Annotated in this window: 17 protein-coding genes and 1 riboswitch; of the genes, 12 read left to right on the top strand and 5 right to left on the bottom strand. The window is 68.4% G+C overall.

What is annotated here, in order from left to right:
• The first annotated feature begins 79 nt into the window (after positions 1–79).
• Positions 80–1282: a precorrin-6y C5,15-methyltransferase (decarboxylating) subunit CbiE gene (gene cbiE / locus FIV02_RS24510; RefSeq protein WP_152490044.1), complete on the top strand. Its 1203-nt coding sequence runs from the start codon at positions 80–82 to the stop codon at positions 1280–1282.
• Complete coding sequence (locus tag FIV02_RS24505; protein WP_152490043.1) at positions 1279–1998, top strand: cobalt-precorrin-6A reductase; 720 nt, start codon at positions 1279–1281, stop codon at positions 1996–1998. The genes cbiE and FIV02_RS24505 overlap by 4 nt, the downstream gene beginning before the upstream one ends.
• Here FIV02_RS24505 and FIV02_RS24500 read toward each other — a convergent pair.
• From FIV02_RS24500 to FIV02_RS24485, 4 genes are all read right to left on the bottom strand, one after another.
• A complete protein-coding gene (locus FIV02_RS24500) occupies positions 1995–2777 on the bottom strand; it encodes a DNA-binding domain-containing protein (RefSeq protein WP_152490042.1) in 783 nt (260 codons plus the stop codon). The two genes, FIV02_RS24505 and FIV02_RS24500, sit on opposite strands and share 4 nt — an antisense overlap.
• On the bottom strand, positions 2768–3610 hold the full coding sequence (locus tag FIV02_RS24495; protein WP_152490041.1) for a DUF692 domain-containing protein: 843 nt from the start codon (positions 3608–3610) through the stop codon (positions 2768–2770). Before FIV02_RS24495 ends, FIV02_RS24500 begins: the two co-directional genes overlap by 10 nt.
• A 53-nt stretch (positions 3611–3663) precedes the next feature.
• Positions 3664–3918: a membrane protein gene (locus tag FIV02_RS24490; RefSeq protein WP_037054684.1), complete on the bottom strand. Its 255-nt coding sequence runs from the start codon at positions 3916–3918 to the stop codon at positions 3664–3666.
• A gap of 113 nt (positions 3919–4031) precedes the next feature.
• A complete protein-coding gene (locus FIV02_RS24485) occupies positions 4032–4748 on the bottom strand; it encodes a ferredoxin (protein WP_152490040.1) in 717 nt (238 codons plus the stop codon).
• Positions 4749–4846: 98 nt separating this feature from the next.
• A riboswitch (cobalamin riboswitch) is annotated at positions 4847–5041 on the top strand.
• 325 nt (positions 5042–5366) lie between these two features.
• On the opposite strand from FIV02_RS24485, the gene FIV02_RS24480 reads away from it, so the two are divergent.
• The 10 genes from FIV02_RS24480 (at position 5367) to FIV02_RS24435 (ending at position 18271) form a co-directional block, all read left to right on the top strand.
• Positions 5367–7475 carry a TonB-dependent siderophore receptor gene (locus tag FIV02_RS24480; RefSeq protein ID WP_152490039.1) on the top strand — a complete coding sequence of 703 codons (2109 nt, stop codon included), beginning with the start codon at positions 5367–5369 and terminating at the stop codon, positions 7473–7475.
• The gene (locus FIV02_RS24475) at positions 7475–8242 is read left to right on the top strand and encodes an ABC transporter ATP-binding protein (RefSeq protein WP_152490038.1); all 768 of its coding nucleotides are present in this window, start codon (positions 7475–7477) and stop codon (positions 8240–8242) included. Before FIV02_RS24480 ends, FIV02_RS24475 begins: the two co-directional genes overlap by 1 nt.
• Positions 8242–9234: an ABC transporter substrate-binding protein gene (locus FIV02_RS24470; RefSeq protein WP_152490037.1), complete on the top strand. Its 993-nt coding sequence runs from the start codon at positions 8242–8244 to the stop codon at positions 9232–9234. The genes FIV02_RS24475 and FIV02_RS24470 overlap by 1 nt, the downstream gene beginning before the upstream one ends.
• The gene (locus tag FIV02_RS24465) at positions 9231–10238 is read left to right on the top strand and encodes an iron ABC transporter permease (RefSeq protein WP_037054673.1); all 1008 of its coding nucleotides are present in this window, start codon (positions 9231–9233) and stop codon (positions 10236–10238) included. The genes FIV02_RS24470 and FIV02_RS24465 overlap by 4 nt, the downstream gene beginning before the upstream one ends.
• A 137-nt stretch (positions 10239–10375) precedes the next feature.
• The gene (locus tag FIV02_RS24460; protein ID WP_047589497.1) at positions 10376–12127 is read left to right on the top strand and encodes an ATP-binding protein; all 1752 of its coding nucleotides are present in this window, start codon (positions 10376–10378) and stop codon (positions 12125–12127) included.
• Positions 12128–12297: 170 nt separating this feature from the next.
• A complete protein-coding gene (locus tag FIV02_RS24455) occupies positions 12298–13638 on the top strand; it encodes a sigma-54 dependent transcriptional regulator (RefSeq protein WP_134676591.1) in 1341 nt (446 codons plus the stop codon).
• A gap of 465 nt (positions 13639–14103) precedes the next feature.
• Positions 14104–15057 carry a TAXI family TRAP transporter solute-binding subunit gene (locus tag FIV02_RS24450; RefSeq protein ID WP_037054668.1) on the top strand — a complete coding sequence of 318 codons (954 nt, stop codon included), beginning with the start codon at positions 14104–14106 and terminating at the stop codon, positions 15055–15057.
• Between the two features lie 130 nt (positions 15058–15187).
• Positions 15188–17215 (top strand): TRAP transporter permease, encoded by a 2028-nt coding sequence (locus tag FIV02_RS24445; RefSeq protein WP_037054666.1) that lies wholly within the window; start codon positions 15188–15190, stop codon positions 17213–17215.
• Entirely contained in the window at positions 17212–17619 is a 408-nt protein-coding gene (locus FIV02_RS24440) for a DUF1850 domain-containing protein (protein ID WP_037054664.1), read from the top strand. The genes FIV02_RS24445 and FIV02_RS24440 overlap by 4 nt, the downstream gene beginning before the upstream one ends.
• 139 nt (positions 17620–17758) lie before the next feature.
• Entirely contained in the window at positions 17759–18271 is a 513-nt protein-coding gene (locus FIV02_RS24435) for a DUF3617 domain-containing protein (RefSeq protein ID WP_152490036.1), read from the top strand.
• A gap of 3 nt (positions 18272–18274) precedes the next feature.
• On the opposite strand, the gene FIV02_RS24430 is transcribed toward FIV02_RS24435, so the two are convergent.
• A complete protein-coding gene (locus tag FIV02_RS24430; protein WP_037054660.1) occupies positions 18275–19006 on the bottom strand; it encodes an ABC transporter substrate-binding protein in 732 nt (243 codons plus the stop codon).
• Positions 19007–19085: the final 79 nt, after the last annotated feature.

Raw genomic sequence — 19085 nt, 5'->3', positions numbered from 1 at the left:
GCACCGACGAAGGCGCTATTATGCCCGCTTTGCGCGGCGTCGCGACACGCGCCCTGTCGGCTACTTGCGAGGAAGGTGGATGAAACCCTGGTTGACCCTGGTGGGTATCAGCGAAGACGGCTACCCCGGCCTGGGCAAGGCTGCGCGGCGGGCCCTGCTGGCGGCCACGCGCATCGTCGGTGCGCCGCGTCAGCTGGCGTTGCTGCCGCCGTGCATCGCTGGCGAGCGGGAACACTGGCCGAGCCCCTTCGACCTGCAGCCGTTGCTGGCGCGGCGCGGCGAGGCGGTATGCGTGCTGGCCAGCGGCGATCCGATGTTCTACGGCGTCGGGGCCAGCCTGACGCGGCAACTGGCGGCCGATGAGCTGCAGGTGTTGCCGGCACCGTCGTCGGTGTCGCTGGCGGCGGCGCGCCTGGGCTGGCCGCTGCAGGAGGTGGACGTGGTCTCGCTGGTCGGCCGGCCGCTGGCCACGCTCAATGCCCGCCTGTTTCCCGGCGTGCGCCTGCTGCTGTTGAGCGCCGACGGCGACACGCCTGCCGAGGTTGCCGCAGCGCTGTGCGCGCGCGGTTTCGCTGCCAGTCGCCTGACCCTGCTGGAGCACCTCGGCGGGCCTGAGGAGCGCCGTATCGATGGCCTGGCCGCGCAGTGGAGCCTGCCGCGCGCGGCCGATCTCAACCTGCTCGCCGTGGAGTGCCTGGCGGACGCCGGGACCCAGGTGCTGCCGCCGACCTGCGGCCTGCCGGACGATGCCTATCGGCATGACGGCCAGCTGACCAAGCGCGACGTGCGCGCGGTGACCCTGGCGCGCCTGGCGCCGCTGCCCGGCGAGCTGCTGTGGGACGTGGGCGCCGGCTGCGGCTCCATTGGTATCGAGTGGATGCGCGCCCATCCCGCCTGCCGCGCCATCGCCATCGAGGCCAACGAGGGCCGTCAGGCGCATATCCGGCACAACCGCGACGTCCTTGGTGTACCCGCTCTGCAGCTGGTGGCCGGGCATGCACCCGAGGCCCTGGACGGATTGCCGGCGCCGGATGCCATCTTCATCGGCGGCGGCGTCACCGTGCCGGGGCTGCTGGAGCAGTGCTGGGCCGCGCTCAAACCGGGCGGGCGGCTGCTGGCCAACGCGGTGACGATCCAGAGCGAGGCGGCGCTAGTGGCCTTTCGCGAACGGCAGGGCGGCGAGCTGCTGCGCCTGACGGTGGCGCAGGCGCAACCGCTGGGCGGGTTCGATACCTGGCGGGCGGCGTTGCCGATCACCCTGCTGGCGGTACGCAAGCCGTGAGGCCGCGCATCCTGCTGCTGGGCGGCACCAGCGAGGCGCTGCGCCTGGCTCGTCAGCTGGGCCCCGAAACGCTGTACAGCCTGGCCGGCCTGGGCCGGGTACCGGACGACCTGCCCTGTCGCGTGCGGGTGGGCGGCTTCGGTGGTGCCGACGGGCTGGCCGCGTTCATCGCCGCCGAAGGCATCGAACTGCTGCTGGACCTGACCCATCCCTACGCCGCGCAGATCAGCGCCAACGCGGCGCGTGCCGCTGTGCTCAGCGGTGTGCCCTGCTGGGCGCTGCGGCGCCCCGGTTGGCAACCTGCGGCCGGCGACGACTGGCGCGAAGTGGAGGGCTGGGACGGGCTCAGCCATGCCCTGGCACCCTTCCAGCGGCCATTCTTCACCTCCGGGCGCGAGCCGCTGGCGCATCTGCATGAGATTCCTGCGCACCAGCGCTGGACGGTGCGTTGCCTGCAGAGCGAGCCGGCGCCGCCCCGCGCGGAGATCATCGGGGCCCGCGGGCCTTTCTCGCTGGACGAGGAGCGTGCCCTGTTCGCCCGTATCCGCTGCGACGTGCTGGTGAGCAAGAACAGCGGCAGCCAGGCGACCGAGCCGAAACTGCAGGTGGCGCGCGAGCTGGGTCTGCCGGTGCTGCTGTTGCGCCGGCCCGAGCCGGCGCCGGCAACGCGCAGTTTCTGCGACCTGCAGACGCTGCTCGAGGCGTTGCCGCGCTAGGTCGCCTTCACCAACAGGCCGTCACTCAGCCACTGGTGCAGCCAGCGTGCGGCCTGCACAGGGGCCTGCTCCCCCAGTTCCTGCAGGCTGTCGCACAGCTCGGCGAAGTTCAGCCCCTCACAGGCCATGGCCTGCAAGGCCTGCGCTTGCGCGGGGTCGAGACTGCGATAGCGGGTGACCAGTTGCTCACGCCAGATCAGGCAGGTCTCGGCGTGCTCCAGGGCATGACTGCCCGGGAATGCCTGCTCGTGTTTGAGGGCACGCCACAGCTCCAGGCTGTTGTGCTGCAGGGTCAGCCATTGCACGCTCGGTTGCAGCGCCACGCGCAGCAGCGGCCAGTCCTGTGCCGCCAGGTGCGCCAGGTGTTCGGCACGCAGCAGCTCGGAATCGTGGGCGTCGAAGGCCAGGGTGAAGGCCCATTCCAGGCGCGCCAGTTCGGCCAGCGGTGAAGCCTGCTCGGCGACCAGGTGCTGCTCGATGAAGCCGGCCAGGTTGGCGCCCAGCCAGCGCAGGCTGAAGTGCGCCGAGGGATAGGCGTCGAGGTAGTCGCGGCCGAGGCGCTCGAAGTCGTCGTCGCCGAGCCAGGCGTGGATCGCCGCGTAGTCGCCCTGCAGGGCTTCGAGCAGGCGTGCGCGATAGGCGTTGTGATAGATCGCCAGGCCCTGTTCTGCGCTCAGCGCAGCGCTGCCAAGCAGGCTGGCGGCGAGGGCGGCATCGGGCGTCGACTGGTTGCCGAGCAGGTAGCGCTCGACCTCGCGCTGCCATTCGTTCAGGCGCATGCCGCCTCCTCGCCGAGCACCTCGCGGGCGATGCGCCGCGCCTGCTGCAGTTCGCTCAGCAACTCGTCGAGAGGCGGCAGGTGATCGTCCCGCTCGAGCAGGGTGGAAACCGGGCCCAGGTGCGCCAGGGTGCGCCGGTACAGCTGCCAGACCGGGTCGCACACCGGGTGGTCGTGGGTATCGATCAGGTAGTCGCCGTAGTCGTGGTGGCCGGCCAGGTGGAACTGGCGGATGCGCTCGGCCGGCAGCGCGCTGATGAAGTCCCACGGCTCGAAGCCATGGTTGCGCGCGCTGACGTAGACGTTGTTGATATCCAGCAGCAGCTCGCAGCCGCTGAGTTCGCACAGGGCCGAGAGAAACTGCCATTCGCTCATCTGGTCATCGGCGCAGCGCAGGTAGCTGGAGACGTTCTCCAGGACCAGCGGCCGCTCCAGCACGTCCTGCACCTGGCGCACGCGTGCGGCGACGTGCTGCAGGCTTTCCTCGGTGTAGGGCAGCGGCAGCAGGTCATGCAGCTGGTGGGCGTTGCCCCGGCTCCAGCACAGGTGGTCGGAGATCCACCCCGGGCGCACGCGCCTGGCCAGTTGCGCCAGGCGCTGCAGGTAGTCGCGGTCCAGCGCGTGCGGGCCGCCGATCGACAGCGATACGCCGTGCATGACCAGCGGGTAGTGTTCGGCGATGGCGTCGAGGTAGTACAGCGCCTTGCCGCCATCGACCATGTAATTCTCGGAGATGATCTCGAACCAGTCGACCGCGGGCCGCCGTTCGAGGATTTCCTGGTAGTACTCGCTGCGCAGGCCCAGGCCGTGGCCGAGCATCGTCGTTGCTTTCATCGCCGCCTCCGCAGGTGAAAACGGGGCGACCGGCCGGCCGCCCCTCGTGGCTCTTAGGCGCCTACGGTGCCGCCGGCAGCGGAGCACTCGGCCTTGGTCATCACCTTGAAGCCGTGGCCCTTGCAGACTGCCTGGCCCTTGCAGGCGTTCTCGGCGGTCTTGCAGTCGTTCTGGCCTTTGCAGGAGGTCACGCCGTAGCAGTGTACGGTCGCTTCCTCGGCCGAGGCGACGCTGGCGGTCATGCCGGCGAACAGCGAGGCGGCGGCGAAGGCAATGGCGGCGCCAGCGGCGGTGGTCTTGATAGTCATGCGCTTATCCTCTGGAAATTGGAGAGGCCGGCTGAAGCATCGTCGTTCAGGCCCGGCAACTCACTAGAGTCGGACCTGCTGCTGGCGTTACAGGGGTGGAAAAAACTTTCTGCTCAGTGCGTCTGCGCGCCGCCGTCTGGCTGGTCGATACGCAGTTCCGGCACGGCCCGCCCCGCGACCAGGCGCTCGTCCACCAGGCGGATGACCGCTGCCTCGTCGCTGACGCCGTACCACTCGCCCTGTGGATAAAGGCTCGCCGTCGGGCCCAGGTCACAGGGGAACTGGCACTGGCTGCGGGTGATGTGCACTCCGCCGGGACATTCCAGGCGGCCGGCAGCCTTGAGGCGCTGGCGCAGGGTTTTCCACAGACCGAGGGCGCCCTTGCGCGTGCAGCGCGGACCGTTGCACAGCAGCAGGCGCTGGCTGTGCGGCGGAATCTGCGACCAGGGGTGCTGCTCGGGCAGGGCCGGCACGTCCTGGCAGGGCAGGTGGCGGCCGGTCTGTTCGAGCAGTGCGGCCAGGCCGTCCAGCCAGGCGTCCTCGAGGGCGCTGCACACCACGAAGACGGCTTCGCCGTTGCCGCGCTCGGCGATGCGCTGGCGCAGCCAGTCACGGTGCATGGCATCGGCGCGGGGTTCCAGGTCGACCACCAGCAGCGGCCTTGGTGCATCCGCCACCGCCTGCCAGAAGGCTTCGGGGTCCTGCTCGCTGTCGTGCAGATGGGCCTCGCCAAGCAGGGCTTCGGCGCGCTGGCGCAGGCTCTGGGCCAGTGCACCACGGGACAGGCCCGGCCCGCTGAACAGGACGCGGGCGTAAGCGATTCGAGTCATGGCCGTCTCCGGGAAAAGGGTGGGGCAGTCTAGCGGCTCGGCGCGCTGCGCGCAGGCCCAATGCCCGAGGTGCCTTGACTCGAGGCGGCGGCGATGGTCATATCCGCCCCGCTTCAGGTGTCTCACGCCGCCGCGCGTGAGGTGAAACGGGAAGTCGGTTGAAGTCCGACGCTGCCCCCGCAACGGTAAGCGAGCGACCGCATCGAAACGCCACTGTGCGCCACGCGCATGGGAAGGCGATGCGTTCATGCCCCTCGCAAGCCCGGAGACCGGCCTGGAGTCACTCTGTCTGGCAACCCGCGGTGGGCGGGCGTTGACTCCAGTAGGGCGCGTTCGTGCCCCTGTCTGCTGTTGCGCATTTCCATCGGATTGCCGTGCCTTTTCCTTTGCGATGGAACACTCATGGCGCGCCATTTCCGCTTCAACGACCTTTTTTCTCAGGACTTCCTGCGCCGGCCGGCTGGCCCGGGCGAGCGGCTGCGAAACAGTATAATGTTATGTTATAACAATAACATTATGCCTTTCGGGTCTGCCTCATCCGCGTCGACACCTGCTGTCGAGCCAGTGGCGCGGGTCCCCGCCGGGCCGGTTTCCCTGCGCAATCCTGGACGTTCTGCCGTGTCTCACTCCCTGTTGTATTGCTCCGTGCCACTCGCCCTGGCGTTTGCCGGCCTGGCCGTGGCCAGCGAAGACCCCGTCGACCTGCCCGGGCTGACCATCCAGGCCAAGGCCGCCGAGGAGGGCGAAACCGACCTGAATACGCCCACCAGCGCCGGCTCGCGGCTCGACCTGTCCGCCCTGCAGACGCCGGCCAGCACTACCAGCCTGAGCGGCGCCGAGGTGCGTGGGCGCAACAACCGCAGCGTGCAGGATGCGGTGACCCGCACGCCGGGCATCAGCAGCATCGGCACGCCGGGTAACGGCGGCACCGCGCTGTCGGCGCGTGGCTTCAGCGGCCATTCCGCGACCATGCAGCTGTACGACGGCACGCGCCAGTACGTCGGAGCCGGCACCGTGACCTTCCCGGTGGACACCTGGTCCGTGCAGCGTATCGATGTGCTGCGCGGCCCGGCTTCGGTGCTGTACGGCGAGGGCGCCACCGGCGCGGTGATCAACGTGGTGCCGAAGAAACCCTTCGCCGGCCCGGTCCACAATCAGCTGCGCTTGGGTTATGGCAGCGACGACCGGCGGCAGGTGGCGCTGGACAGCGGTGGTTCGCTGAGCGACGCGCTGAGTTATCGCTTCAACGTCAATCAACAGGCCAGCAACGGCTGGGTGGACCGGGGCGACTCGAAGAGCCTGGCGTTCAGCGCCGCGCTGCGCTGGGAGGCGAGTGACGAGCTGAGCTTCACCCTGTCCCATGACCATGGCGACCAGGACCCCGAGCGCTACTTCGGCACCCCGCTGGTCAACGGCCACTACCGCGCGAGCCTGCGCGAGCACAACTACAACGTCGGCGACGCCGAGGTCCGCTACAACGACCAGATCACCCGCCTGGTGACCGACTGGCGCATCAACGATGCGCTGACGGTGAGCAACCAGCTCTACTACATCAAGACCCAGCGCTACTGGCGCAATGCCGAGTCCTACCGCTGGCAGCCGGGCGACCTGGTGCTGCGCAGTGACTTCTACGAGATCAAGCACACCCAGGAGCAGGTCGGCGACCGTCAGAGCTTCACCCTGGACCACTCACTGTTCGGTCTCGACAGCCGCACCGTGGTGGGCGTGGACTACAACCGCATCCACTTCGCTCGCCAGCATGACTTTGCCAGCAGCTTCAGCGACAGCGTGCCGCTGGCGGGTTCTGGCGGTGGCCGCTACCAGAGCGACGATCCGCAGGGCTACGGCCCGCGCGAGCGCAACCTGGCCCGGCAGTTCTCGCTGTTCGCCGAGAACCGCACGCAACTGAGCGAGCGCCTGTCCCTGGTGACCGGCGTGCGCCGCGACCAGGTGCATATCCAGCGTGACGACCTGCTCGGCGACAGCCGCGTCGACCGCAGCCTGAGCGGCGGCAACTGGCGCGCCGGCCTGGTGTTCGCCCTGACCCCGGAGCTGTCGCTGTACGGCCAGCATGCCACCAGCACCGAAGGGGTGAACAACCTGCTCACGCTCAGCCCCAGCCAGCAACAGTTCGACCTGAGCCGGGCCAGGCAGACCGAGGTCGGCCTCAAGCAGGCGTTCTGGAACGGTCAGGGCGAGTGGACGCTGGCCGCTTACCATATCGTCAAGAAGAAGCTGCTCAGCCGCGAGACCCCCAGCTCGCCCACCGAGCAGGTCGGCCAGCAGTCCGCCGACGGCCTCGAGGCCAGCCTGGAGCTGGCGCTGGGGCGCGGCTGGCAGGTATCGGCCAACGCGGCCTTCGTCCGCGCCGAGTACGACGACTTCGTCGAAGGCGGTGGCGATCGCAGCGGCAATCGTCCGAGCAACGTACCCCGGCGCACCGCCAACCTGTGGTTGAACAAGGCGCTGGGTCATGGCCTGGATGTCGGTGTCGGCGCGCGCTATGTCGATGCACGCTACGCCGACGCCGCCAACCAGATCGAGGTCCACGGCTACACCGTGGTCGACGCCAACATCGCCTGGCAGGCGCTGCCGGACGTGCGCCTGGGCCTGGAACTGAACAACCTGTTCGACCGCCAGTACGCCACCACCGCCAGCAGCGCGGGGCAGCAGTGGTACCTGGGCGCGCCGCGCTCGTTCTTCGTCACCGCGGACTACAGCTTCTGATGCAACGCCTGCGTATTCGCCAGCTGGCCTGGTCGCCCAACGGGCAGCAACCGCTGCTCGACGACATCGACCTCGACGTCGCTGACGGCGAGCTGCTCGGTCTGCTCGGCCCCAACGGCAGCGGCAAGACCAGTCTGTTGCGCTGCGCCTATCGCTTCCAGCGGCCCAGTGCCGGCCGCGTCGAACTGGATGGCGAGGCGCTGTGGCAGCGCTCGCCGCGCTGGTGTGCGCGGCGCGTGGCGGTGGTGTTGCAGGAGTTCCCGCAGGACTTCGGCCTGCGCGTGCACGAGGTCGCGGCCATGGGGCGCACGCCGCACAAGGGGCTGTTCGACAGCGACGATGCCGAGGACCAGCGCCTGGTCAGCGAGGCGCTGGCGCGGGTCGGCCTCGGCGAGCTGGCGCAGCAGCCGTTCGCCTGCCTGTCCGGCGGCGAGAAGCAGCGTGCGCTGCTGGCGCGGGCCCTGGTGCAGCAGCCGCAGCTGCTGATCCTCGACGAGCCGACCAATCACCTCGACCCACGCTACCAGCTGGAGCTGCTGCGGCAGATCAAGGCGCTGGGGCTGGCGACCCTGGCCAGCTTTCACGACCTCAACCTGGCGGCGGCCTTCTGCGACCGACTCTGCGTGCTCGATCGCGGGCGCCTGCTGGCGGTCGGAACGCCGGCCGAGGTGCTCACCGCCGACCTGCTGCAGCAGGTATTCGGCGTGCAGGCCCTGGTCGATACCCATCCACTGGCGGGTTACCCGCGCATTACCTGGATCCTCTGATGACACGCCTCACCTCGACGCCAAGGCGCCTTCCACGCCGCCGTGTTTCGTTCCTCGTGGCAGCGGCTGCATGGCTGCTGCTGGCCAGCAGCCCGAGCTGGGCCGTCACCGTGACCAGCTGCGACCGCCAGGTGACCATCGAGCGTCCGCCGCAACGCGCGGTCAGCCATGACATCAGCCTGACCGCCATGCTCCTGGAGCTGGGGTTGAAGGCGCGCATGGTCGGCTACAGCGGCGTCAGCGCCTGGAAGACGCCGGCGCCCGAACTGCAGGCCGACCTGGATGACCTGCCCGAGCTGGCGCCGCGCTACCCCTCGCTGGAAAACCTGCTGGATGCCGACGCCGACTTCTTCTTCGCCGGCTGGAACTACGGCATGCGCGTCGGTGGCGAAGTGACCCCGGCCAGCCTGGCGCGCTTCGGCATCCCGGTGTACGAGCTGAGCGAGTCCTGCGCGCATGTCATGCCCAATCGCGTTGCCAGCCTCGATGACGTCTACGGCGACCTGCGCAACCTCGGCCGCATCTTCGCCGTCGAGGCGCGTGCCGAGGGGCTGGTGCAGGGCATGCAGACGCGGGTGGCGGCGGTGCAGGCGCGCCTCGGCGAGCAGCCGCAACGGCCGCGCGTGTTCGTCTACGACAGCGGCGAGGACGTACCTTTCAGCGCCGGGCGACTGGGCATGCCGCAGTCGCTGATCGACGCCGCTGGCGGGCGCAACGTGATGGACGGGGTGGCCGGCAACTGGATGCAGGTCGGCTGGGAGGCCGTGGTCGAGCAGGACCCGCAATGGATCCTGATCGTCGACTATGGCGAGCGCAGTGCGGCGCAGAAGCGCGACTTCCTCATGCAGCATCCGGCGCTGCAGGGCGTCAGCGCGATCCGCCAGCAGCACTTCGTGGTGCTGCCCTACCTGGCGGTGACGCCGAGCCTGGACAACGCCGCCGCCATCGAGACCCTGGCCGCCGCGCTGCATCCCGAGGCCTTCGCACCGTGACGCGCCTGCGCCTGTTGCTGCTCGTGCTGGCGCTGCTGTTGCTGCTGTCGTGCGCCGTGTCGCTGGCGTTCGGGTCGGCGCAGGTGCCGCTCGAGCGCGTGCTGGCGATTCTCGGCCGGCACCTGTTCGGCATCCAGCCCGAGCAGGCGATCAGCGTCGGCCAGGACAGCATCGTCTGGCAGCTGCGCGCGCCGCGAGTCCTGCTCGGCGCGCTGGTCGGCGCCGGGCTGGCCCTGGTCGGCACCGTGCTGCAGGCGGTCACCCGCAACCCGCTGGCCGACCCGCACCTGCTCGGGGTCAGCTCGGGAGCGGCGTTCGGTGCGGTGGTGGTGGTGCTCTACCTGGGTGAGTTCGCCGGCGTCCTGAGCCTGCCGCTGGCCGCCTTCGTCGGCGCGCTGGCGAGCATGCTGCTGGTGCTGCTGATCGCCAATCGTGGCGGGCGTCTGCACAGCGACCGCCTGCTGCTGGCGGGGGTGGCGGTGTCCTTCGTGATGATGGCGGCGAGCAACCTGCTGCTCTACCTGGGCAACCCGCACGCGGCCAGTTCGGTACTGTTCTGGATGCTCGGCGGCCTTGGTCTGGCGCGCTGGGAGCTGCTCTGGCTGCCGACGCTGTGCCTGGCCCTGGCATTGCTGGTGCTGCTGGGGCTGGCCCGTGCGCTGAACGGCCTGATGGCCGGCGAGCAGAGCGCGGTGAGCCTGGGCCTGGAGCCGCGCCGTGTACGCCTGCTGGTGTTCGTGGTGGCGTCCCTGCTCACCGGTGTGCTGGTGTCGCTGTCCGGCGCCATCGGTTTCGTCGGGCTGATGCTGCCGCATGTGGCGCGTTTCCTGGTCGGTGCCGAGCACCGCCGCGTGCTGCCGGTGGCGGCGCTGCTCGGCGCGCTGTTCCTAGTCTGGGTCGACGTTGCCGCGCGCACCTGGCTGGCGCCGCAGGACCTGCCCATCGGCATCGTCACCGCGGCCATCGGCGGGGTGTTCTTCGTGGCCCTGCTCAGGCGCCGTTAGTCAGCCACGTCATCCGCTCAGGAGGGATGACCCTGCCCGCCGCACGTCGACGGGCGCCACGATCTGCCCAGGACGTGCGCCGATCTGCAGGCCCGATGCAGTAAAATGGCCCGCGTGTCGATCCCGCGAGCCGTCCCATGCCTTTGCCGCAGCGCCATCGCTACCGTGTTCTGTTCACCGTTCTGGCGATTCTCGTCGGCCTGCTGCTGAGCGTCTGGCTGGGCGGGCGCTATGCCGAGCGACGGGCCTGGGACGAGCGCAGTGCCGAAGCCCGTGGCCAGCTGCAGCTGTATGCCCAGTCCATCCGCACGCTGGTCGAGCGCTTCAGCTCGGTGCCCGAAGTGCTGGCGCTGGACAGCGATATCCGCAGCCTGTTGCGCGCGCCCCACGACCGCCAGTTGCGCCTGGCGCTGAATCAGCGGCTGGAGCGCCTGAACGCCGCTGCCGGCTCCACCGTGCTGTACCTGCTCGATGCCCGTGGGGAAACCCTGGTGGCCAGCAACTGGCGCGACTGGAGCAGCTTCGTCGGCAACAACTACGCCTTCCGCCCGTATTTCCAGAACGCCGTGCGCAACGGCGGCGCGCGTTACTTCGCGGTGGGCGTGACCACCGGAATTCCTGGCTACTTCCTGTCCCATGTGGTGCGCGGCGACGACGGCGAGCTGCTCGGCGTGCTGGTGGTCAAGCTGGAGCTGGAAGACCTGCAGCGCGAGTGGGTCGGGCAGCCCGGCGTGCTGCTGGTCGCCGATGGCTACCAGGTGGTGATCCTCAGCAACAAGCCGGCCTGGCGCTTCCGCGCGTTGCAGCCGCTGGACGAGCAGGCGCGCGCCGAGCTGGTGGAGGTGCGCCGCTACGCCGAGCAGGCGCTGCAACCGCTGACGCATCGGGTGTACCGACGTATCGACGACGAGGCCGACTGGGCGCGTGTCGACGGCCCCGATGGCAATCACGATTACCTCTGGCAACGCCTGGTCATGCCCGACGAGGGCTGGACCCTGCACCTGCTCAGCGAGCCGGCGGGGCTGGCCGACAGCATCCGCAGCTACCGCCTGGCCGCCGCCGGGGTGTGGATGACGCTGGCCTTCCTGTTGCTGTTCCTCGCCCAGCGGCGCAAGAACCAGCGCCTGCAGGCCGGTATCCGCGAGCGCCTGGAACGTGAGGTGGCGCTGCGCACCGCCGAGCTGCGCGAAGCCCAGGACGGTCTGGTGCATGCCGCCAAGATGGCCGCGCTGGGGCAGATGTCGGCCGCCCTGGCGCACGAGATCAACCAGCCGCTGACCGCCCTGCAGATGCAGCTCGGCAGCCTGCGCCTGTTGCTCGACAGCGGCCGGCCGGAGGCGGTGCACGAGGGCCTGCAACGCATCGATGGCCTGTTGCAGCGCATGGCCGCGCTGACCGGTCACCTGAAGACCTTCGCGCGCAAGACGCCGGCCGGTCTCAGCGAGCGCCTGTGCCTCGGCGATGTGCTGGAGCAGGCCCTGCAACTGCTGGCGCCGCGCATGCGCAGCGAGCAGGTGGAGCTGCGCACCCAGGTCGACGGCGAGGCCGAAGTGCTCGGGGACGCCATCCGCATCGAGCAGGTGATACTCAACCTGCTGCACAACGCCCTCGACGCCATGCTCGACAGCGATTCGCGCATCCTCCTGGTACGCATCTTCCGTGACGGCGCCGCCTGCGTGCTGAGCGTCGAGGACAGTGGCGGCGGTATCGCCGAAGAGGCCCTTGGCCGGGTCTTCGAACCCTTCTTCACCACCAAGCCGGTGGGCCAGGGGCTTGGGCTCGGGCTGGCGGTGTCCTACGGCATCGTCCGTGACCTCGGCGGCATGCTCGAGGCGCACAACGGCGAGCGCGGCGCAGTGTTCACCCTGAAGCTGCCGAGCGCACCCTGATACCTGTGGGTGAGGCGTCTCCACCCTGCGCCGAGCCTTCGTAGGAGCGGCTTCAGCCGCGAACGGTCGCTGGCCAACGCCGCTCCTGCGGGTTCTTCTCCTGACGCTGCGGATGGTCTCAGGAGATCGCTTCCGGGCTACACTGCCTGCCGTTTTCCCCAGGAGGTGTCATGAGCGCTCAGGTCATAGTGGTCGACGACGAAGCGGCGATTCGCGAGGCGGTCCAGCAGTGGCTGGAACTGTCCGGCTTCACGGTGCGCACCTGTGCCAGCGCGGCCGAGGCCCTGGCCCTGGTCGACCGTGACTTTCCCGGTATCGTCGTCAGCGACGTGCGCATGCCCGGCAGTGACGGCCTGCAACTGCTCGACAGGTTGCTGCAGGTGGACACCGACCTGCCGGTGATCCTGGTCACCGGCCATGGCGATGTGCCGATGGCGGTGCAGGCGTTGCGCCAGGGTGCCTATGACTTCATCGAGAAACCCTTCACCCCCGAACGCCTGCTCGACAGCGTGCGGCGTGCCCTGGACAAGCGCCGGCTGGTCTGCGAGAACCGCCAGCTGCGCCAGCAGGTCGCCGACAAGGGGCGCATCGAGAGCCAGCTGATCGGCATGTCGCGCTCGATGGAAAACCTGCGCCGGCAGATCCTCGAGCTGGCTGGCACCTCGGTCAACGTGCTGATCCGTGGTGAGACCGGCAGCGGCAAGGAGCGCGTGGCGCGCTGCCTGCACGATTTCAGCCCGCGCGCCGGCAAGGCCTTCGCCGCGCTGAACTGCGCGGCGATCCCCGAGACCATCTTCGAGAGCGAACTGTTCGGCCATGAGAGCGGCGCCTTCACTGGCGCGCAGGCCAAGCGCATCGGTCGCATCGAGCATGCCGACGGCGGCACCCTGTTCCTCGACGAGGTGGAGAGCCTGCCGCTGGCGCAGCAGGTCAAGCTGCTGCGCGTGCTGCAGGAGAAGACCCTGGAACGCCTGGGCTCGAACAAGAGCATCCAGGTCGACCTGCGGGTGATCAGCGCGGCCAAGCCGGACCTGCTCGACGAGGTCAGGGCAGGCCGCTTCCGCGAGGACCTGGTGTACCGCCTCAACGTGGCCACTCTGCATATCCCGCCGCTGCGCGAACGGCGCGAGGACATCCCGCTGCTGTTCGAGCATTTCGCCCAGGAGGCGGCCCGTCGCCATGGCCGCGAGGCGCCGCCGCTGGCGCCCAGCGAGCTGGCGCGTCTGCTCGGGCATGACTGGCCGGGCAACGTGCGCGAGCTGATCAACGCCGCCGAGCGCCATGCCTTGGGCCTGTCCAGCCCGCCCCCGGCGGAGCGTTTCGCCGGCCAGGCCCTGGCGCAGCAGATGGAGGCCTTCGAGGCGCAATGCCTGCACAACGCGCTGCTGCACTGCCAGGGCAACATCACGGCGGTGATGGAGATGCTGCAGCTGCCGCGGCGCACCCTCAACGAGAAGATGCAGCGCCACGGCCTGTCGCGCGGCGACTACCTGCCCGGCGGCGAGGAATGACAGCGACGCTGGCGATGTGGCTGGCTGCCTGACCCGGGGCAAGCCGTGGAAACAGCCTGATCCGTCCGGGTCTTTCATCCGGGGCACGCGATAAGCGGATTTCTGCCGACCCCGTCACAGGTGTCGGCGGTTTCTCGCTCAGTGACCGTCTGGTCGCTGGATAGAACCCCTCTACCTCGGGCCTTTCGCGCCCTGGCACGGCATCTGCTATAGCCATGGCAGCCGCGCCGCATCCTGCCGACGTGGCGACCATAACAACGACAAGAGGTCAGCCCATGAACTGCCACGCCCCCCGTACCCTGCTGCACGCGCTGTTCAGCATGGGCCGCCTCCGCACCGCGCTCGCCGCGGCTCTTGTCCAACGCTGCACCCTGCGCTGCTGATCGCGCACCGCCGATGACGCCAGGCCGGCGTCGTCTAGAGTGAAACTCTGCATAAAGCCATAACAACGACGGAGATACTTCCATGCGACTGACCAAGAAAATCAGCCTGTTCGCCGCTGCCGCGGCCATCACTGCCAGCACCGCCGTGCTCGCTGCGCCGACCTTCATCAACGTGCTCACTGGCGGTACCAGTGGCGTGTACTACCCGATCGGCGTCGCCCTGTCGCAGCTGTACACCAATGGCATCGAAGGCTCCAAGACCTCGGTCCAGGCGACCAAGGCCTCGGTGGAAAACCTCAACCTGCTGCAGGCGGGTCGTGGCGAACTGGCCTTCGCTCTCGGTGACTCGGTAGCCGATGCCTGGAACGGCGTGGAAGACGCGGGCTTCAAGGCGCCGCTGAAGAAACTGCGGGCCATCGCCGGCACCTACCCGAACTACATCCAGATCGTGGCCAACGCCGAATCCGGCATCAAGAGCCTGGAAGACCTCAAGGGCAAGCGCATCTCCGTCGGTGCGCCGAAGTCCGGCACCGAGCTGAATGCCCGCGCCATCTTCAAAGCCGCCGGCCTGAGCTACGAAGACATGGGCAAGGTTGAATTCCTGCCGTACGCCGAGTCGGTCGAGCTGATCAAGAACCGCCAGCTGGACGCCACCCTGCAGTCGTCCGGTCTGGGCATGGCCGCCATCCGCGACCTGGCCTCGACCATGAAGATCAGCTTCGTCTCCATCCCGGCCGACGTGACCGCGAAGATCGACAATGCTGCCTACCAGGCCGCCACCATCCCGGCCGGTACCTACGACGGTCAGGACGCTGACGTGCCCACCGTGGCGATCACCAACATCCTGGTCAGCCACGAAGGCGTCTCCGATGACGTGGCCTACCAGATGACCAAGCTGATGTTCGACAACCTCGACCGCCTGGGCACCGCCCACTCCGCGGCCAAGGACATCAAGCTGGAAACCGCTACCAAGAACCTGCCGATCCCGCTGCATCCGGGTGCCGAGCGCTACTACAAAGAAGTCGGCGCGCTGTAATCACGGCCTGGGCCACGGCGTGCGCGCCGTGGCTCCTGCTACAGAATCGCGAATAAAACCGGCGTTCATGGACGGTGGGTTTTGTTGGCGACTCTGCCCCGTATCGAAGTAGTCATGAGGTTTGCACTCCATGAGTGAACAGAACAACGGCCTGTCCGCCAGTCCGTCCGACTGGCCGAAGGCGCTCTTCGCCGTCGCGCTGCTGTTTTCCATTTTCCAGATCGTCACGGCGGCGTTCCACCCGGTGTCGACCCAGGTGTTGCGTGCGGTGCACGTGGGCTTCCTGCTGCTGCTGGTGTTCATCAGCTACCCGGCGCTGGGCAAGGGCCGTCCGTGGCAGCCGCTGGCCTGGCTGCTGGGCCTGGCCGGCATGGCCACGGCCATCTACCAGTGGTACTTCGAGGCGGACCTGATCCAGCGTTCGGGTGACCTGACCAGCGCCGACATGGTCATCGGCCTGACCCTGGTGGTGCTGGTGTTCGAAGCCGCGCGCCGGGTCATGGGCATCGCCCTGCCGATCATCTGCGCGCTGTTCCTGGCCTACGGCATGCTCGGCCAGTACCTGCCGGGCGACCTGGTGCACCGCGGCTACGGCATCGATCAGCTGGTCAACCAGCTGTCGTTCGGCACCGAAGGCCTGTACGGCACGCCGACCTACGTCTCGGCCACCTACATCTTCCTGTTCATCCTGTTCGGCGCCTTCCTCGAGCAGGCCGGGATGATCAAGCTGTTCACCGACTTCGCCATGGGCCTGTTCGGCCACAAGGTCGGCGGTCCGGCCAAGGTCTCGGTGGTGTCGTCCGCGCTGATGGGCACCATCACCGGTTCCGGCGTGGCCAACGTGGTCACCACCGGCCAGTTCACCATCCCGCTGATGAAGCGCTTCGGCTACCGCCCGGCTTTCGCCGGTGGTGTCGAGGCCACCTCGTCGATGGGCAGCCAGATCATGCCGCCGATCATGGGCGCCGTGGCCTTCATCATGGCCGAGACCATCAACGTGCCGTTCTTCGAGGTGGCCAAGGCCGCGCTGATCCCGGCGCTGCTGTACTTCGGCTCGGTGTTCTGGATGGTTCACCTGGAGGCCAAGCGTGCCAACCTGCGCGGCCTGCCCAAGGACGAATGCCCGAACCCGTGGAAATCCGTACGTGAGCGCTGGTTCCTGCTGATCCCGCTGTTCATCCTCATCTACCTGCTGTTCTCCGGGCGCACGCCACTGTTCTCCGGTACCGTCGGCCTGGCGCTGACCGCCATGGTCATCCTCGGCTCGGCGATCATCCTGCAGGTGTCGTCCAAGATCATGCGCTTCGCCTTCTGGATCGCCCTGGGCGTGCTCTGCGCCGGCTTCTTCCAGCTGGGGATCGGCGTGGTGTTCGGCGTCATCGCCGTGCTGGTGGCGGTGTGCTGGTTCGTCAAGGGCGGTCGCGACACCCTGACCCTGTGCCTGCACGCGCTGGTCGAGGGCGCTCGCCATGCGGTGCCGGTCGGTATCGCCTGCGCCCTGGTCGGGGTGATCATCGGCGTGGTGTCGCTGACCGGCGTGGCGTCGACCTTCGCCGGCTACATCCTCGCCATCGGCCAGGACAACCTGTTCCTGTCGCTGGTGCTGACCATGCTCACCTGCCTGGTGCTGGGCATGGGCATTCCGACCATCCCCAACTACATCATCACCAGCTCGATCGCCGCGCCGGCGCTGCTCGACCTCGGCGTACCGCTGATCGTCTCGCACATGTTCGTCTTCTACTTCGGCATCATGGCCGACCTCACGCCGCCGGTGGCGCTGGCCTGCTTCGCGGCCGCGCCGATCGCCAAGGAGCGTGGCCTGAAGATCAGCCTGTGGGCGGTGCGCATCGCCATCGCCGGCTTCGTCGTGCCGTACATGGCGGTTTACTCGCCGGCGCTGATGCTGCAGGGCGACAGCCTGCTGGCCACCTTCTACGTGGTGTTCAAGGCCGCGCTGGCCATCGGCATCTGGGGCGTGGTGTTCACCGGCTTCCTGCAGGCCAAGCTGAGCTGGTGGGAGCGCATCCTGGGCCTGGCGGCGGGCACCAGCCTGATTCTCGCCACGCCGATCAGCGATGAGCTGGGCTTCGCCCTCAGCGCGCTGTTCATCGGCCAGCACTTCTGGCGCGCGCGTCGCGCCGAGGTGGCGGCGGCGTGATCGGTCTCTGTCTGGGACTGGCCGGGGCGGTGTGGGCGGAGCTGCCCACCGCCGAGTTCACCCTGGCCTGGACCCACACCATCGAGAAGATCCGCTGGGAAGAGGATTACCGCGTCACCGCCGAGGGCTTGCTCCTCGGCGAGGCGCGGGTCAAGGGTTCCGGCGCCGGGATGGAAATTCCCGATGGCGCCGAACTGCGCAATGGCAGCTGGCACTACCAGCGTCAGCTACCGCCTTTGCAACCCCTGCGAGTCGGGCGTACGCCCGAAGCCGGGGATTACCAACTGTGTATCGACCAGCGTTGTCGCCCGATGAGCGACTGGCTCGGCCCGCCAAAAGCGAGCCAGCCGGCGTTGGAACTCTGGAGCTGCGAGCTGAGCTCCCCTGCGCCTGACGCAGGCTAGGTTCGCCCGAGCGGACCCATGCTCCCGGCGCCACAAGTGCCGGCTGAAAAAGAAGGAAACCCCCATGCGGCGCAAGCCGGTGGGGGTTTTGTTCGTCTGCGGCTACGCTTGAGCAACGCCCCGTTCGAGGAGACCCATCATGCACCCTGTCTTTCGCTCCGCCCTGCCGCTCGCCCTCTGCCTGTCACCGACCCTGGCCAGCGCGCTGGATATCCAGCCCGGCGTCTGGGAGGTCAGCTCGCACAACATGCAGGTCGGCGGCCAGGCCATGCCGGCGATGGAGGAGATGCTGGCGCAGCTGCAGAACCTGCCGCCGGAGCAACGCCAGATGATGGAGAACATGCTGGCCGAACAGGGCATCAGGCTCGGCGCGGGTGGTGTGCAGATGTGCCTCACCGCCGAGCAGATCAAGGCCCAGGACATTCCCCTGCACGACCCCGAGTCCGGTTGCCGCAACGAGGTCCTCGAACGCAGCGCGACGCTGTGGAAGTTTCGCTTCACCTGCCCGGATGCCCAGGGCGAAGGGGAGACGCGTTTCGTCAGCGACAAGGAATTCACCACCCAGGTCAGCGGTACCTACAACGGCCAGCCGAGCAGCATGGAGAGCCGGGCGCGCTGGGTCGGCGCGGACTGTGCCGTGCTCAAACGCTAAACCTCACAGGCCGTGACGCAGGCGAATGGCCTCGACCTGTTCGCTGCGCTCCTCCAGGAAGCGGTTGAAGGCCTCGATCACCTGCGGGTAGCGGATGCTCGACAGGTAGTAGTGGTCTTCCACGTGCGGCAGCTGCGGGTCGAGCACCAGCGCCTGCTCCGCCAGGTCCATCAGGCGCAGCTGGTGGGCCACCACGCGGGGGTTGAGGTAGACCGCGTCGACCCGGTCATTGATGGCCATGAGCAGCAGCGACTCGATCTGGTTGGCCTGGATCAGCTTGATACGTCCGGCGTGGATCTCCGTCAGGTACGGCCAGGGGGTGAAACCGTTCTGCGTGCCGAGCAGGCGGATACGCGCCACGCCCTGGCCGAGCTGCTGCGGCTTGACCAGGATGCCGTCGACATAGGGCGCTGCCGGGCGGCTGTAGTGGATGGCGTGGCCGGCCTTCTGGTCAGCGTTCCACTGCGGGTGGTCGGGGAATTTCAGGTCGACCCGCCCGCCGAGGAAATCCCCCAGCAGGCGCCTCACCGGCAGTGGCACGTAGACGAAGCGGTAGCCGTGCTCGGCGGCAAAGGCATCCAGCAGGTCGCGCGCATAGCCACGGTATTCGCCGTTCTCCACGTCGGAATAGGGCTGGTAGGGCTGCAGTTCCACGCCGACACGAATCACCTCCTGCGCCAGGCAGGGCAGGGCGAGCAGACAGAGGCAGAACAGCTGGGCGAGGCGCGTCTTCATGGGGCAGTGCCAAGGGCGGCAGACTCCATAACCATAGTCGTGCCGCGAAGCCTGTTCAAAGTCGCGCCGGCAGGCGCCC

The organism is Pseudomonas sp. THAF187a (assembly GCF_009363395.1).
GTDB lineage: Bacteria > Pseudomonadota > Gammaproteobacteria > Pseudomonadales > Pseudomonadaceae > Aquipseudomonas > Aquipseudomonas khazarica.
This window is presented reverse-complemented; position numbering and strand designations above follow the sequence as displayed.